The organism is Pseudomonas sp. fls2-241-R2A-110, assembly GCF_030209165.1.
In the GTDB taxonomy this organism is placed as follows: domain Bacteria; phylum Pseudomonadota; class Gammaproteobacteria; order Pseudomonadales; family Pseudomonadaceae; genus Aquipseudomonas.
In genome coordinates this window covers 111,058-124,860 of sequence record NZ_JARVSN010000011.1, presented here as the reverse complement: position 1 = coordinate 124,860, position 13,803 = coordinate 111,058, and the positions used below count along the sequence as shown (strand labels likewise).

Below are 13,803 nucleotides of genomic sequence, written 5' to 3'. Positions count from 1 at the left end.
TGCCTGCTTTGTTCGACGGCATGAAAAGCCTGCCCGTCGGAACAGTCCGTTTGAGGACTTTTTTTGAGGACGGCAGATGTCACCGTGGCTGACAGTAGTGGGAATCGGTGAAGACGGCTTCAAGGGCCTGGGCAGAAACGCCCGGCATGCCCTGCTGCGCGCTTCGCGGATCATTGGCGGGCAGCGGCAGCTGGATTTGCTGCCCGTGTGCATTCGCGGTGCGCGGCAGTTGTGGCCCAGCCCATTCTCCCTTGACCCTGTCCTGGCGCAGCGCGGGGAACCGGTCTGTGTCTTGGCCAGCGGCGATCCGATGTTCTTCGGTGTCGGCGCCAGCCTCGCCCGGCAACTGCCCAGCGACGAAATGCAGGTCCTGCCCGCACCGTCCTCCTGCTCGCTGGCGGCGGCGCGAATGGGCTGGCCATTGCAGGACGTCGTGACGCTTTCGGTGGTGGCTCGCCCGGTCGCCGCACTCAACGCACAGTTGTTCAGCGGCGTACGGTTGCTGGTGCTGAGCAATGACGCACAGAGCCCGGCCACTGTCGCAGCGCTGCTGCGTGAGCGCGGTTTCGGCCCGAGCCGTCTCAGTGTGCTGGAACATCTGGGCGGTGCTGACGAACGACGTATCGATGGCGTCGCCAATGACTGGAACGATCCATCGGTCGCCGATCTGAACCTGATCGCCATCGAGTGCATCGCCGATCCAGAGGCGCCGCGCCTGTCGCGACTGGCCGGCCTGCCCGACTCGGCTTTCCGGCACGACGGTCAATTGACCAAGCGCGACGTGCGCGCCATCACCCTGGCACGCCTCGCACCGGTGCCCGGCGAACTGCTGTGGGATGTCGGCGCCGGCAGCGGCTCGATCGGCATCGAATGGATGCGCGCCCACCCGACCTGCCGGGCACTGGCCATCGAAGCCGATGAAGGCCGGCAATTATTGATCGAACACAACCGCGACGCCCTTGGCGTCCCTGGCCTGCAATTGATTCGCGGCAGTGCGCCGCTGGCGCTGGCAGGGCTCGAACGTCCGGATGCGATCTTCATCGGCGGCGGCGTCACCCGCGAGGGCGTGCTCGACACCTGTTGGGCGCAACTCAAACCCGGTGGCCGGCTGATCGCCAACGCGGTCACGCTGCAAAGCGAAGTGACCCTGATGGCCTGGCGTGAACGCCATGGCGGCGAACTGACCCGCATCCACGTCGCTCAGGCCCAGCCGCTGGGGGACTTCGACACGTGGCGACAGGCGTTGCCGATTACCCTGCTGGATGTGACGAAGCCTTTCGATGCGTGACGAAACCGCCGAGCAACCTGCCCCTCTGCGCAGTGGCCTGACCACCGGCAGCTGCGCCACGGCCACCAGCCTGGCGGCGGCTCGCTTGTTGCTGACCGGGGTGAGCGCTGACGCCGTAGAGATCATTTTGCCCAAGGGCAAGCAGGTGCAGATGCGCCTGGAGTTCTGTCGCCTGATCGATAACGGTGCCGAAGCCGGGACGATCAAGGACGCGGGCGATGACCCCGACGTGACCCACGGCGCGCTGTTGTATTCCCAGGTGCGACTGAGCCCCGAGCCCGGCATTCAATTCAAAGCCGGGCGTGGCGTCGGCACTGTCACCCGACCGGGCCTGGTGCTGGGCGTCGGCGAGCCGGCGATCAACCCAGTGCCGCGCAAGATGATGACCGATCATCTGACGTCTTTGGCTGCAGAACTTGGCTACACCGGCGGCTTCGAGGTCACCGTCAACGTTGAGGACGGCGAAGCGCTGGCCCTGAAAACCATGAACCCGCGACTGGGGATTCTCGGCGGGCTGTCTATTCTTGGCACCAGCGGCATTGTCCGGCCGTTTTCCTGCGCGGCCTACATCGCCTCGATCCATCAAGGCATCGACGTCGCCAAGACCAATGGCTACCTGCACATCGCCGCGTGCACCGGTAACGCCAGCGAAGACACCATGCGCCGGGTCTACGACTTGCCGGAAATCGCCCTGATCGAAATGGGCGACTTTGTCGGCGCCGTCCTCAAGCACCTGCGCAAAGTCCCGGTGGATAAACTCAGCCTGTGTGGCGGCTTCGGCAAGATCAGCAAATTGGCGGCCGGGCATATGGATTTGCACAGCCGACATTCGAGCATCGACCTGCCGCAACTGGCCGAATGGGCCGCCGCGATTGGCGCCGACGAGGCATTGCAGCAAGGGATTCGCGAGGCCAACACCAGCCAGCAAGCCTTGGCGATGGCCAGCGCGGCGGGCATCGCCCTCGGTGACGCGGTGTGCCAGCACGCGCTGGAGTTTGCCCGCAGCGTGGTGCCGGCGCAGGTCCAGGTTGAAGTCTTTGCCATCGATCGCCAGGGCGGGATTGTCGGCCATGCGGGAGCTTTTCAATGAGGCGCATGTTGTTGCTCGGCGGCGTCACCGAAGCCCTGGCCATCGCCCGGACCCTGGGGCCGCAGCACATCTACAGCCTGGCCGGTGTCGGACGGGTGCCAACGGACTTGACCTGCCAGGTGCGCGTCGGCGGTTATGGCGGCGCCGAAGGCCTGACGCAGTTCATTCGCGAGGAAGGAATCGATCTGCTGCTGGACGCCACCCATCCCTACGCCGCACAAATCAGCCAGAACGCCGTGACCGCCGCACAGTTGTCGGGCATTCCTTGCTGGGCGTTACGACGTCCCGCCTGGCAGCCACAGGTCGGCGATGACTGGCGAGACGTCCGCGATTGGCCCGAGCTGATCGAAGCCTTGAAACCCTTCCATCGACCGCTGTTCACCCTCGGCCGCGAACCGTTGCAGCACCTGCACGAAATCCCCCCGGAGCAATTCTGGACCTTGCGCGCCCTGGACGTTTACCCCGGCAACGAACGCTGCGAAGTCATCGGCGCACGCGGCCCGTTTCTGATCGAAGACGAACGGGAGCTGTTTGAACGCCGGCAGATTGATGTGCTGATCAGCAAGAACAGCGGCAGCACCGCGACGGAGCCGAAACTGGAAGTGGCGCGGGAACGCGGGGTGCCGGTGATAGTGTTGCAGCGGCCGGTGTTGCCGGGGGTGGATCGGGAGTTTAGGTCGGTGACTGAAGTGCTGAATGTACTGCACGTGTCAGACGATTCCTGAGACATCCATCTCTTTGCGAATTTGCTGGCAAAACTCTCGGACGTATCCGGCTATCCGCTCCATGGCTTCAATCTTATAGTCCGTGCCTCTGATCCTAATAAGCAGACCCACCTTTGAATCCTAAGGGAAGACTAAATTCGGCCCGAGTAAAGTGTGGCTTGCCAACTTGTATCCCACGGAATACGATCAAACATGATTGACTTCGAGCAATCCCACACCTTTGCCGACTGGCTTGATTTACTGAGAGACACCACTGGTAAAGCTCGGATCATCGCAAGGCTCCGAGCTGCCGAGCATGGAAACTTCGGTGACTGCGAACCGGTAGGCGGGGCTGTTTATGAAATGCGAGTGCACTGCGGTCCAGGCTACAGGATGTACTTTACCCGCCGAGGGGAGGTGGTTTATCTGCTGTTGGTGGGTGGTGACAAGTCCACTCAAAAACGAGACATCAAACGCGCAATTCAAATGGCGCAAAATATCGGAAATGAGGAGTAAATCATGACCGAACAATTCACCCGTTTCGATGCCGCCGAATTTCTCAAAACACCCGAAGAAATGGCCGCCTACCTGGACGCCTGTTTTGAAGAGGATGCTGGCGACGGAGTACTCATACGCGCCGCCCTTAATGACATAGCGAGAGCAAAGGGCATGACCCAGATTGCCCGCGATGCAGGCCTGGGTCGTGAAAGTTTGTACAAAGCATTGGGAAGCACTGGCAATCCAGAATTCGCGACTATCATGAAGGTTATGAAAGCACTGGGCCTGCGCTTGCATGCCACGACGCGGTGATCGCGCTGCGACACCACACCGCACGCTGCTTTTTTACTTATCGGCCCTGATCAGGCTAAATAGCCGCGCCTGATCTCCCACCCAACGGAATGTCTTCCATGTCCCGACAACGGCTTGCAATTGCCTGGATCGCCTGCTTCGCAGTGCTGTTCAACATGCTCGCCATGCCGATGACAGGAGCCATGGCGCAGTCGGCGAAATCGCCTGCCGAGCAGTTGTTGTGGGGCAGTTTCTGCACGTCCAGCGGCACCAAAATGGTGGCGATTTCCCTGGGCGACATCGAACAGAAAGCGCCGCAAAACGACGATCATTCCAATATGCAGCATTGCTGGTGTTGTTCAGGTTCTGCGCCGTTGGTGGCATTGCCGGGGCACACGCCACAGCTGTATTACACGCGTTTCGAGGCCAATCGAAGCCTGCCCGCCGCCTCGCTCGACACCCCCACTCCGCGCCAGCAATGGCCGAGTCTCAACCCCCGCGCTTCCCCTCTGGTGTGATTTCGTCTCGCAATTGACCTGCGTTTTGAATCGCTCTGGAGAACTGCCATGTTGAACAAACTCATCGTTCTGGCCGCATTGCTGCTGCCTGCCTGCTTTGCCAATGCCCATGAATACAAAGCGGGAGAATTGGAGATCGCGCACCCGTGGTCGCAAGAACTGCCACCCAATGCCCCAACCGTTGCGGCGTACTTCGTGATCGACAACAAAGGCAAGGCGGCTGACCGCCTGCTGAGCGTCGATTCGCCGATTGCAGGCGAAGCCCAGTTGCACGAGCACGTCATGCAAAACGACCTGATGAAAATGCAGCAGGTGCCGAGCGTCGACATTCCTGCCGGTGGCACCGTCACGTTTGCGCCGATGGCCTATCACGTGATGCTGGTGAACCTCAAAGATCGCAGCCTGCTGAGCGATGGCAAACGGTTCCCGCTGACGATGCATTTCGAAAAAGCCGGGGACGTGACAGTCGACGTCGCGGTGCAGAAAAAGCCACCAGAAGAGATGCAGATGCACGCTCACGCCCAGTAATCGACTGAGCAGAAAACGCCATGCGCCCGTCTAGCGCCAGGCGATCCACACACCGTCTTCAGTCTCCTGGGCTGACGCGCGGCAGCTGGATCAGCTTGTTCGCCATGTTGATGATCTTTATCGGCCCGCTGATTTCTCAGTCGATGCCGATGGATCAACGCGCGTCCTCGATGACCATGAGCATGTCGATGGACATGAGCATGGACATGTCGGCGATGGAACACGCCGACCACGGCGCGCAACCCGCCGCCGAGCATTGCCCTCCCACCGCCTCACATCACGCGCTCTGGGAAAAATGTGGCTATTGCAGTTTGCTGTTCAATTGCCCTGCGCTGACCGGCGGCCAGTCCTTCGTCGCCTTCGATACGCCAACAGCCACCACCTACACCGCCCCGTCCCCTCGCCTGGGTCATGCCCGGCCAACCTTCTTCCCCGGCGCTCGCACCCGCGCCCCGCCCATCGTCGCGTAAACACCCACCTCTGATTGCACACGGTTTCGAAGACAGCCAAAGCTCAATACCGGTTAGTTAAGTTGAACACCGAGTTCCTGTGGGAGCGAGCTTGCTCGCGATGACGGTTGCGCATTCGACACATGCGTTGCCTGTCAGTCTGCTATCGCGAGCAAGCTCGCTCCCACATGGATCGCCTTGACTCTCCGGAATTGCGCTGGTTGTCGCCGTGTCGTTTACGACTGTTCGATGGAAATTGTCATGTCCAGGTTTTCTGCTGACACACGCTTGAGCCCTGCCCAAGCTTCTTTTGCCCCGAACGAATCGAGCATTCGTTTCAGGCACGCCACCGCCGTCCTTTGCGGTGCCCTGCTGACACCGATGGTGCACGCTGATGAACACGCGAGCCACAGTGAAGAACTGAGCCCGACGGTCATCACTGCCATTGCGCCGAGTTCTCCGCTGACCATCGTCACCAACCCCAAGGACCCGCGCCAACCCGTGCCGGCCAGCGACGGTGCCGACTACCTGAAAACCATCCCCGGCTTTGCCCAGGTGCGCAACGGCGGCACCAACGGCGATCCGGTGCTGCGCGGCATGTTCGGCTCGCGATTGAACATCCTCACCAATGGCGGCCAGTTGCTCGGGGCCTGCCCTGGGCGGATGGACGCGCCAACCTCCTACATCTCGCCGCAAACCTACGACACGCTCACCGTCATCAAGGGACCGCAAACCGTGCTCTGGGGACCTGGCGCATCAGCCGGAACCATCCTCTTCGACCGGGAGCCGGAACACTTCGGCGAACTCGGCACTCGGGTGAACGCCAGCGTATTGGCCGGTTCCAACGGCCGTTTTGACAAACTGGTGGACGCTGCTGCCGGCGGGCCGCTCGGTTACGTGCGGGTGATCGGCAACACCGCGCACGCCGACGACTACCGGGACGGCAACAACGACACCGTGCCGTCACGTTATGAAAAGTGGAACGGTGATGTCGCGCTCGGCTGGACGCCCGACGCCGACACCCTGTTGGAACTGACCGCCGGCAAGGGCCACGGTGAAGCGCGTTACGCCGGGCGTGGCATGGACGGCTCGCAATTCAAGCGCGAGAGCCTCGGACTGCGCTTCGAGAAGTCGAACATTGGTGACGTGCTGGACAAGGTCGAAGCGCAGATCTACTACAACTACGCCGACCATGTGATGGACAACTACACCCTGCGCACGCCGTCCGGCACCGGGATGATGAGCGGCCCGATGGCATCCAACGTCGACCGCCGCACCCTCGGCGCGCGGATCAAGGCCACCTGGCGCTGGGCCGATGTGCAGTTGATCAGCGGCATCGACGCGCAGACCAGCGAGCATCGCCAGCGCAGCGCCATGGGCATCGACGTCTACAAGGACCTGCCGTACACCGAGGATGCCGATTTCCATAACTACGGCGTGTTCAGCGAACTGACCTGGTACGCCGCCGAGCGTGATCGAGTGATCGGCGGCGCACGCCTGGACCGCGCCTCGGCCAAGGATTATCGGCAGACCACGGGCTCGGGAATGATGACCCGCCCCAACCCGACCGCCGACGAAACCCGCGCCGACACCCTGCCGAGCGGTTTCATCCGTTACGAACATGACCTGGCCGACAGCCCGACCACGCTGTACGCAGGCCTGGGCCACACCCAACGTTTCCCGGATTACTGGGAGCTGTTTTCACCCCAGTCCGGCCCCGCAGGTTCGGTGAATGCCTTCGATTCGATCAAACCGGAAAAAACCACCCAGCTCGACTTCGGCCTCCAATACAAGACCGAAGACCTCCAAGCCTGGGCTTCGGGCTACGTCGGGCAAGTGCGCGATTACATCCTGTTCAACTACACCCCGACGCCAATGGGCACCACCTCGCAAGCCGAGAACATCGACGCTCGAATCATGGGCGGTGAGCTCGGCGCGGCATATCAACTGACCTCCAACTGGAAGACTGATGCAACGCTGGCGTACGCCTGGGGCAAGAACAGCAGCGACGGCACCGCACTGCCACAAATGCCGCCACTGGATGCCCGTTTCGGCCTGACCTACAGCGAAGAAAACTGGAGCGCCGGGGCCTTGTGGCGGGTGGTCGCGGCGCAAAACCGCATCGACCAGAACAAGGGCAACGTGGTGGGCAAGGACTTCGGCAAAACCCCGGGGTTTGGCGTGTTCTCGCTCAACGGTGCGTACCGGATCGACAAGCACTGGAGGGTCAGCACAGGCGTCGACAACCTCTTCGGCAAGGCCTACGCCGAGCACTTGAACCTGGCCGGCAATGCCGGTTTTGGCTACCCGGCCAATGACCCGCAGGCCATCAAGGAACCGGGGCGAACGCTCTGGACCAAGGTGGACATGAGTTTCTAAAAGCATCGCGGGCAGGTTCACCACCGTCGAGGTGGGAGCGAGCCTGCTCGCGATCGGTTGCGTAGCAATCGCAAAACAAACAACTAAAAGATCCATGCCAAAGCGGAGCACATGAGATGAAACAGCCCAAAGTGAATTTCTACAACCTGGCCTGGCGCTGGCATTTCTATGCCGGTCTGTTCGTCGCGCCATTCATGGTGATGCTGGCCCTGACCGGTGTCATTTATCTGTTCAAACCACAACTCGATCCATTGATGTACGGCAGCTTGATGAACGTTCCCGCCGGGCATCACAGCGTCTCGGCCGACGAGCTGCTCAAACGGGTCAAAGAGGCTTATCCACAGGCCACGATCAAACAGTACCTGCCGCCGATCAACGCCGAGCGCAGCGCGCAATTTGTCGTCCTCAATGACGGCAGCGAACTCAATGTGTTCGTCGATCCGTACCACGGCGACATCCTCGGCGAGCAAGATGCGAAGAAAAACCTGCAAGCCGTTGCACGAGCGATTCACGGTGAATTGATGATCGGCACGGTCGGTGATCGACTGGTCGAACTGGCCGCTGGCTGGGCCGTGGTGCTGGTGGTGTCCGGCGTATTCCTGTGGTGGCCGCGCGGGCAAGCCGCCGGCATTTTGTGGCCGCGCTTGAGCAGTCGCGGTCGCGTGCTGTGGCGCGATCTGCACGCCGTCACCGGGTTCTGGGGCGCGGCGTTTTTGCTGGTGATGCTGCTCAGCGGTATGACCTGGACCGGGTTCTGGGGCAAGCAATACGCGGGGGTGTGGAACGTGTTCCCGGATGCGATGTGGAATGACATGCCCAAGTCCGATGTCGAGGCTCGCAGCCTGAATACCGCCACGCGCCAGACCGTGCCCTGGGCCATGGAAAACACGCCGATGCCGATGTCCGGCGACCACGCCGAACACATGACCCACGGCGCTGCGCCAGCCGGTCCTGCGGCACCGACCATCAGCCTGCAAGACGTGCAGAACATCGCCGTGCAACGCCAGGTCGAGCCGGGCTATAGCATCACGTTGCCGACCACGGCAACCGGCGTGTTCACCATCGCGGTGTTCGCCGACGACCCACGCAACGACGCCACGCTGCATGTCGATCAGTACACCGGCAATGTCCTCGCCGATGTGCGCTACGAGCAATACGGCACTGTCGCCCGCGCCACGGAAATCGGCGTGATGCTGCACGAAGGCAAGATGTTCGGTGCGTTCAACCAGATCATCGTGCTGCTGATCTGCCTGATGATTTTGCTCAGCGCGGTCAGCGGTGTGGTGATCTGGTGGAAGCGGCGGCCACAGGGCAAATTCGGTGTGCCGCCGCTGCGTCACGACCTGCCGAAATGGAAAACCGCCATGGTGATCATGTTTGCATTGGCGGTGGCATTTCCGTTGGTGGGCGCCTCTTTGGTGGTGGTTTGGGTATTGGATCGCGTGCTGTTGTCGCGCTTCACCCGGCAAACTGAATCGGCCTCACCTTCATCGTGAAACAAGCGAGATGCGCGGATTAGAGAGGCCTGTAGACTTTCCGCGCTTATCTCGCAGTCATGATCGTTCCCACGCTCTGCGTGGGAATGCAGCCCGGGACGCTCTGCGTCCCAAAGCGGACGCGGAGCGTCCATTGAGGCATTCCCACGCGGAGCGTGGGAACGATCCCCAAACAGGCATCAGCCATCACCCAATACCTCAGAGCAAACGCATGACCTCGCTGAACCTCACGAACCTCGCCTGGACACCTCTGGGGCATGGCCATTGTCATCACCAGTTCCAGCTGCGTGACGCCTCGTTGCACGTGGCCGCCGGGGAGTTTGTCGGGTTGATCGGCCCCAACGGCAGCGGCAAGACCAGCCTGCTGCGTTGCGCTTATCGCTTCAGCAAACCCGAGAGCGGCGAGGTCCTGCTCGCTCATCAGAACGTCTGGAAGCAATCCTCACGCTGGTGTGCACAACGCATCGCCGTGGTCTTGCAAGAATTTCCTGACGCCTTCGGCCTGACTGTCGACGAGGTGGTCGCCATGGGCCGCATGCCGCACAAAGGCCTGTTCGACGGCGACACGATAGAAGACCGAAATCTGGTGATCCAGGCATTGGAATCCGTCGGTCTCAGTGGTTTCGAAGGCCACGCCTTCGCCACCCTCTCCGGCGGCGAAAAGCAGCGCGTGATCCTCGCCCGCGCCTTGGCTCAACAACCGCAATTGCTGATTCTCGACGAGCCGACCAACCACCTCGACCCGCGCTATCAACTTGAGCTTCTACAGCTAGTCAAACGCTTGAAGATCGGCACCCTGGCCAGCATCCACGACCTCAATCTTGCCGCCGCTTTCTGTGATCGACTCTACGTCATCAATCACGGTCGCATCGTCGCCAGCGGCACACCAAAAGAAGTCCTGACCGCCCCGCTGTTGCGCAATGTCTTCGGCGTGCAAGCGCTGATCGATGAACACCCCTTGCACGGCTACCCACGAATCACCTGGATAACCCAACCATGACTTTGCGTTCCCTGCTTTGCGTCGCCCTGTTGCTGGGCAGTGCCCAGGCATCGGCCGAGGCCACGAAATACCCGTTGACGATCCAAAGCTGCAACCGCGAAGTGACCTTCAAGCACGCGCCGCAACACGCGCTCAGCCACGACATCAACATGACGCAGATGATGCTAGCCCTCGGCCTCAAACCGAGCATGGCCGGCTACAGCGGTGTGACAGGCTGGAAATCAGTGACGACCGAGATGCAGACCATCCTCGACGGTTTGCCGGAGCTTGCGGCGAAGTACCCGTCGGTGGAAACCCTGCTCGACGCCAACGTCGATTTCTTCTTTGCCGGATGGGATTACGGCATGCGCGTGGGCGGCGACCTCACGCCGCAGACCTTGCAGCCGCTGGGCATCAACGTCTATGAGTTGACCGAGTCCTGCGCCTTCGTGATGAAGCGCCCGGCCGCCACGCTGCAAGACACCTACAACGACCTGCGCAACCTCGGCAAGATCTTCGACGTGCAGGACCGCGCCAACGCCTTGATCGCGCAAATGCAGGCGCAAGTCGCCGAAGTGCGCAAGGACCTGCCGGCGGACAAGCCACGCGTCTTTCTTTATGACAGCGGCGAAGATCGCGCCATGACCTCCGGCCGCCTCGGCATGCCGCAAGCCCTGATCGATGCGGCGGGCGGGCGCAATATTCTGGATGACGTCGAGTCGAGCTGGACCCGGGTCAATTGGGAGACTGTGGTCGAGCGCAATCCGCAGGTGATCGTGATCGTTGACTACGGCGAAGTCACCGCTGAACAGAAGGAGCAATTCCTGCTGAACAACAAGGCGCTGCAATCGGTGGACGCCATCAAGAACCAGCGCTTCATCGTGATTCCCTACGTGCAGGCCACGCCGGGCATCGACAACGTGCTGGCGGTTGAAACCCTGGCCAAGGGATTCCACGGCGAATGAACAATCGTCGCTACGCCTTGTTGTTGATAGCCCTCGGCAGCCTGTTGCTGGTGTCGTGCGTGGTCTCGCTGGGCTTCGGTCCGGCGCGGGTGCCGGTGGATGTGGTGTGGCGGATTCTGCTGCAAAAAGTGTTCGGCGCAGGTGAGGTGAACTGGACCGCCGGACAGGAGCACATCGTGTGGCTGATCCGCGTGCCACGCATGTTGCTCGGTGCGCTGGTGGGCGCCGGGCTGGCATTGATCGGCGCGGTGCTGCAAGCGGTGACGCGCAATCCACTGGCCGATCCGCACCTGCTCGGCGTCACCTCTGGCGCCACCCTCGGCGCGGTGATCGTGGTGCTGCATGTGGGGGAAATTATTGGGTTGCTGACGTTGCCGATAGCCGCATTTATTGGCGCGTTGTTGAGCATGTTGATTGTGCTGATGATTGCCAACCGTAACGGTCGCCTGGACAGTGATCGACTGTTGTTGTGCGGCGTGGCGGTATCGTTCGTGATGATGGCGATCGCCAACCTGCTCTTGTTTCTCGGCGATCACAGGGCGAGTTCGGCGGTGATGTTCTGGATGCTCGGCGGACTCGGATTGGCGCGCTGGGAACTGCTCGCCGTGCCGGCCGCCAGCGTCTTGTCGGGGTTGGTGTTGTTGCTTGGCATGGCCCGACCGCTGAATGCCTTGATGGCCGGTGAACAGACCGCCGTCACTCTCGGGTTGAATGCTCGCACCGTGCGGTTGCGGGTGTTTTTGATTGCTTCGTTGATGACCGGCGTGCTGGTGTCGATCAGCGGGTCCATCGGGTTTGTCGGGCTGATGGTGCCGCACATTGCGCGTCGTCTGGTCGGGGCGGAGCACCGACGATTGCTGCCGGTGTGCGTGTTGATCGGCAGCATTTTCCTCGTCTGGGTCGACGTCGCCGCCCGCACCCTGATCGCCCCGGAAGACCTGCCCATCGGCGTCGCTACTGCGGCCATCGGTGGGCTGTTTTTCATTGGCCTGATGCGGCGGCGCTGATCCCACAGAAAACCACAAGTCCTGTGGGAGCGGGCTTGCTCGCGAAGGCGGCGGCATAGCCAACATCAATGTGACTGACACACCGCTTTCGCGAGCAAGCCCGCTCCCACAGGGGGACTGTGATTCTGGGGTTGTTTAGATGTGTTTATGCGGATGTAAAAAGACCGGACGTTTCCCACGAGTTTTTCAGGTTGTTCGTCGGACGTGGGCTGTCTAGTCTGGGGCTGTCACTGCACATCAGTGATCGGGTGTGAGAACCCGGGAAATATTAGCCATGCAGTACTCGTATCAGCATAATTGCCGTCAGCTTATCCGCTGCCTGCAAATGCGTTATGGCGGCTGTGTGTAGGCGGACTTCGGTCCGGCCGGTTTCTTGTGTTTCCCGGTTTCTCACCCTGCACATAGCTGCCTCCCTCTTCGCCGCGTGAGAAACGGCAATTGGTGGCTCCAACTTGAAACCAAGGCAATCACATGAATAAGAAACTCGTACCCGATCCACCCATCGACACCACCACGCCCGAACCCGAAACATCACGCGACGACGACCTGCTCCGAGACCGCAAAGCCATCAACCGCGCCCTCGACTACTACCTCGATCCCGCGACCCGCTACGCAGAAAAACCCCGCCGCCCCAGCACCATGTTCATGATCGCCCCCGACAACGACACCGAAAGCCTGTTGGTCCATGCCTGTGAGTCCCTGGCCTCCGCCAGTGTCATGGCCAGCGATTTCGCCACCGACCTGATCGGCCCGCAACGCCATAAGGCGCTGGCGATTCAGCAGATCATCATGCTCGCGGAACTGGCCGTGAACCGCGCAGTGGACAACGTCGTCCCCACCTGAATACACCGCAACAAAAATGTGGGAGCGGGCTTGCTCGCGATGACGGCGGCACATCCAGCGTCAATGTGACTGACACACCGCTTTCGCGAGCAAGCCCACTCCCACAGGGGTTTATCGGCGTTCACGGATTCGGTGTCTGCCACAAATCACCCTGTAGGAGTGAGCCTGCTCGCGATAGCGGTAGGTCAGTCACTGCGATGTTGAATGTTCTCGCTCCCACCCGCGCTCAACATTCCCTAAACTGCCTGTCTCACGACCCTCAGGATGAGCCTCATGTTGAAATCTGTTTTCCTGTCGTTGCTAGTATTCGGCTCCAATGCCGCATGGGCAGATACCACCGTCGATGTCTCGAAGATCTACGGCAAGATCAAATTCGTCGACAGCTTCCCCGACTACAAAGTGAAGGTGGTGGATTCATTTCCCGACCTGAAAGTGAAGAAGGTCGACTCCTTCCCGGACTCTATCGGCAAATGGAAAACCGTCGATAGCTTTCCCGATTATAAAATTCAGATTGTCGATTCATTTCCCGACTTCACCATCAAGTACGTCGATTCCTTCCCCGGCGTTGACTGAGCCTTCGCATCACCGCTGCCGCCAAGCGGCAGCACCACAATGACGCACACCCTCGCACCACCGCCCCGACCTCGTCCCTTCATGGTGCGCCGCCACAGCGCGCGCCCCCTCTAAAACGACATTTTCCTGCCTTTTGCCGACCGGGCACAGCCCTTGCAAAACACCCTTCAGTAGTCCGCATCTGCCAACCAAGAA

15 protein-coding genes are annotated in these 13,803 nt (G+C 61.0%); all 15 read left to right on the top strand.

Annotated features, from left to right (window positions below; translation table 11 throughout):
* Window positions 1-76: 76 nt before the first annotated feature.
* The 15 genes from cbiE to QRN31_RS10465 all read left to right on the top strand — a co-directional run bounded on the left by cbiE (window position 77) and on the right by QRN31_RS10465 (window position 13,608).
* Window positions 77-1,288: a precorrin-6y C5,15-methyltransferase (decarboxylating) subunit CbiE gene (cbiE, locus tag QRN31_RS10535; protein WP_285431875.1), complete on the top strand. Its 1,212-nt coding sequence runs from the start codon at window positions 77-79 to the stop codon at window positions 1,286-1,288.
* On the top strand, window positions 1,281-2,378 hold the full coding sequence (locus QRN31_RS10530) for a cobalt-precorrin-5B (C(1))-methyltransferase (RefSeq protein WP_285431874.1): 1,098 nt from the start codon (window positions 1,281-1,283) through the stop codon (window positions 2,376-2,378). The genes cbiE and QRN31_RS10530 overlap by 8 nt, the downstream gene beginning before the upstream one ends.
* Window positions 2,375-3,103, top strand: a complete 729-nt coding sequence (locus QRN31_RS10525; protein WP_285431872.1) for a cobalt-precorrin-6A reductase — start codon at window positions 2,375-2,377, stop codon at window positions 3,101-3,103. Before QRN31_RS10530 ends, QRN31_RS10525 begins: the two co-directional genes overlap by 4 nt.
* A gap of 192 nt (window positions 3,104-3,295) precedes the next feature.
* Entirely contained in the window at window positions 3,296-3,598 is a 303-nt protein-coding gene (locus QRN31_RS10520; protein ID WP_285431871.1) for a type II toxin-antitoxin system RelE/ParE family toxin, read from the top strand.
* A 3-nt stretch (window positions 3,599-3,601) separates the two neighbouring features.
* Entirely contained in the window at window positions 3,602-3,892 is a 291-nt protein-coding gene (locus QRN31_RS10515) for an addiction module antidote protein (RefSeq protein ID WP_285431869.1), read from the top strand.
* A gap of 98 nt (window positions 3,893-3,990) precedes the next feature.
* Window positions 3,991-4,389, top strand: a complete 399-nt coding sequence (locus QRN31_RS10510; RefSeq protein WP_222589591.1) for a DUF2946 domain-containing protein — start codon at window positions 3,991-3,993, stop codon at window positions 4,387-4,389.
* Window positions 4,390-4,437: 48 nt separating this feature from the next.
* The gene (locus tag QRN31_RS10505) at window positions 4,438-4,917 is read left to right on the top strand and encodes a copper chaperone PCu(A)C (RefSeq protein WP_285431867.1); all 480 of its coding nucleotides are present in this window, start codon (window positions 4,438-4,440) and stop codon (window positions 4,915-4,917) included.
* Window positions 4,918-4,937: 20 nt separating this feature from the next.
* Window positions 4,938-5,387 (top strand): DUF2946 domain-containing protein, encoded by a 450-nt coding sequence (locus tag QRN31_RS10500; protein WP_285431866.1) that lies wholly within the window; start codon window positions 4,938-4,940, stop codon window positions 5,385-5,387.
* A gap of 240 nt (window positions 5,388-5,627) precedes the next feature.
* The gene (locus QRN31_RS10495) at window positions 5,628-7,745 is read left to right on the top strand and encodes a TonB-dependent copper receptor (protein ID WP_285431865.1); all 2,118 of its coding nucleotides are present in this window, start codon (window positions 5,628-5,630) and stop codon (window positions 7,743-7,745) included.
* Between the two features lie 116 nt (window positions 7,746-7,861).
* A complete protein-coding gene (locus tag QRN31_RS10490) occupies window positions 7,862-9,241 on the top strand; it encodes a PepSY-associated TM helix domain-containing protein (RefSeq protein ID WP_285431863.1) in 1,380 nt (459 codons plus the stop codon).
* 211 nt (window positions 9,242-9,452) lie between these two features.
* On the top strand, window positions 9,453-10,241 hold the full coding sequence (locus tag QRN31_RS10485) for an ABC transporter ATP-binding protein (protein ID WP_285431861.1): 789 nt from the start codon (window positions 9,453-9,455) through the stop codon (window positions 10,239-10,241).
* On the top strand, window positions 10,238-11,185 hold the full coding sequence (locus tag QRN31_RS10480) for an ABC transporter substrate-binding protein (RefSeq protein ID WP_285431860.1): 948 nt from the start codon (window positions 10,238-10,240) through the stop codon (window positions 11,183-11,185). The genes QRN31_RS10485 and QRN31_RS10480 overlap by 4 nt, the downstream gene beginning before the upstream one ends.
* Window positions 11,182-12,192 (top strand): FecCD family ABC transporter permease, encoded by a 1,011-nt coding sequence (locus QRN31_RS10475; RefSeq protein ID WP_285431858.1) that lies wholly within the window; start codon window positions 11,182-11,184, stop codon window positions 12,190-12,192. The genes QRN31_RS10480 and QRN31_RS10475 overlap by 4 nt, the downstream gene beginning before the upstream one ends.
* A gap of 471 nt (window positions 12,193-12,663) precedes the next feature.
* The gene (locus tag QRN31_RS10470) at window positions 12,664-13,035 is read left to right on the top strand and encodes a DUF6124 family protein (protein WP_285431857.1); all 372 of its coding nucleotides are present in this window, start codon (window positions 12,664-12,666) and stop codon (window positions 13,033-13,035) included.
* A 273-nt stretch (window positions 13,036-13,308) separates the two neighbouring features.
* Window positions 13,309-13,608 carry a 7(1) septoil knot domain-containing protein gene (locus QRN31_RS10465; RefSeq protein ID WP_285431856.1) on the top strand — a complete coding sequence of 100 codons (300 nt, stop codon included), beginning with the start codon at window positions 13,309-13,311 and terminating at the stop codon, window positions 13,606-13,608.
* Window positions 13,609-13,803: the final 195 nt, after the last annotated feature.

Bases quoted from the DNA above. Each gene is read 5' to 3' on its own strand.
- cbiE (WP_285431875.1), top strand. From the start codon at position 77: ATGTCACCGTGGCTGACAGTAGTGGGAATCGGTGAAGACGGCTTCAAG.
- QRN31_RS10495 (WP_285431865.1), top strand. From the start codon at position 5,628: ATGTCCAGGTTTTCTGCTGACACACGCTTGAGCCCTGCCCAAGCTTCT.
- QRN31_RS10500 (WP_285431866.1), top strand. From the start codon at position 4,938: ATGCGCCCGTCTAGCGCCAGGCGATCCACACACCGTCTTCAGTCTCCT.
- QRN31_RS10470 (WP_285431857.1), top strand. From the start codon at position 12,664: ATGAATAAGAAACTCGTACCCGATCCACCCATCGACACCACCACGCCC.
- QRN31_RS10525 (WP_285431872.1), top strand. From the start codon at position 2,375: ATGAGGCGCATGTTGTTGCTCGGCGGCGTCACCGAAGCCCTGGCCATC.
- QRN31_RS10485 (WP_285431861.1), top strand. From the start codon at position 9,453: ATGACCTCGCTGAACCTCACGAACCTCGCCTGGACACCTCTGGGGCAT.
- QRN31_RS10515 (WP_285431869.1), top strand. From the start codon at position 3,602: ATGACCGAACAATTCACCCGTTTCGATGCCGCCGAATTTCTCAAAACA.
- QRN31_RS10490 (WP_285431863.1), top strand. From the start codon at position 7,862: ATGAAACAGCCCAAAGTGAATTTCTACAACCTGGCCTGGCGCTGGCAT.
- QRN31_RS10530 (WP_285431874.1), top strand. From the start codon at position 1,281: ATGCGTGACGAAACCGCCGAGCAACCTGCCCCTCTGCGCAGTGGCCTG.
- QRN31_RS10465 (WP_285431856.1), top strand. From the start codon at position 13,309: ATGTTGAAATCTGTTTTCCTGTCGTTGCTAGTATTCGGCTCCAATGCC.
- QRN31_RS10475 (WP_285431858.1), top strand. From the start codon at position 11,182: ATGAACAATCGTCGCTACGCCTTGTTGTTGATAGCCCTCGGCAGCCTG.
- QRN31_RS10510 (WP_222589591.1), top strand. From the start codon at position 3,991: ATGTCCCGACAACGGCTTGCAATTGCCTGGATCGCCTGCTTCGCAGTG.
- QRN31_RS10520 (WP_285431871.1), top strand. From the start codon at position 3,296: ATGATTGACTTCGAGCAATCCCACACCTTTGCCGACTGGCTTGATTTA.
- QRN31_RS10505 (WP_285431867.1), top strand. From the start codon at position 4,438: ATGTTGAACAAACTCATCGTTCTGGCCGCATTGCTGCTGCCTGCCTGC.
- QRN31_RS10480 (WP_285431860.1), top strand. From the start codon at position 10,238: ATGACTTTGCGTTCCCTGCTTTGCGTCGCCCTGTTGCTGGGCAGTGCC.